Source organism: Snodgrassella sp. W6238H11, assembly GCF_016100525.1.
Classification (GTDB): Bacteria; Pseudomonadota; Gammaproteobacteria; order Burkholderiales; family Neisseriaceae; genus Snodgrassella; species Snodgrassella alvi.
The window spans coordinates 1-896 of sequence record NZ_JACFSH010000022.1; the positions used below are offsets into that span (position 1 = coordinate 1).

2 protein-coding genes are annotated in these 896 nt (G+C 39.0%); both read right to left on the reverse strand.

What is annotated here, in order from left to right; genetic code table 11:
• Positions 1-208, reverse strand: a 208-nt coding sequence (locus H3V00_RS11315; protein ID WP_198208175.1) for a hypothetical protein, incomplete at its 3' end; no start/stop codon positions are given.
• Positions 209-339: 131 nt separating this feature from the next.
• Positions 340-896, reverse strand: a 557-nt coding sequence (locus H3V00_RS11320) for a DUF3304 domain-containing protein (RefSeq protein ID WP_198208177.1), incomplete at its 5' end; no start/stop codon positions are given.

Sequence of the window (896 nt, forward strand, 5' to 3'; positions counted from 1 at the left end):
AATCATCAACACCTGGTGTACCCGGAATACATCCTCCTCCGATACTACCCCCGCTCATATTTTCATAATTGTATTCATAGGCTTCAACAGGTGCTGCATAGGTACGGTTTTTACCTGAGGTTATGCCGACAAAGGGTTCGAAATGGCTGGTACAACCGGTTAATTCGATTGCTGCCAGTATCGCCAGCCACATCCATGTTTTTTTCATCTCTTCTGCCTTTCTTGTATTTATATATTTATAGTCATTGCTGATTTTTTAAAATTCTATCTACCTATATCCTATTATTATCAATATGATTTAACTTTGTTTATTGTCAATATTTATTTGATTATGAATCTTTATTTAGAGGCAGTTACCGGCAATTTGCCTTCTGCTTCAAGCTGTTTGATATAACGCGGTAAGATTACCTGCGGAATATTTTCACGTTCCGCTTTCACTGCATCCATTCTGGCTTTGTTGCGGCGATAATCTGCCATCGATTTAACTAATGGGCGTGGCGTACACAATTTCTGGCTTTCGGCAAACAGTTTGTAATGCATTGGTGTATTACGACCTTCTTCTATCGTGCCATATGTAATAAATATCTGATTACAAGCTAGAAAATGTACCGTAATATTTGCTACTTTACCAAAATCATCACCGGCTAATGGCGGTGGTGGTGGTAAGGGTATTTCTGCTGAATAATATTCATCATATTGATGAATAATATTAGCTTCTGCACGATCAACATTTACTCCGGCTGTATTTAAAATTCTCGCTTGCCAGCCCGGATAAGGTAATATTTTCCAATGAATCTTCATAGTCATACCCGGTGTCCATTTTGCTCTTAATGCTGCTGCACCACAGGTAGCTCCTCCTCCATAGCGTCTTTTACCAACTTCATAATCATCAACAC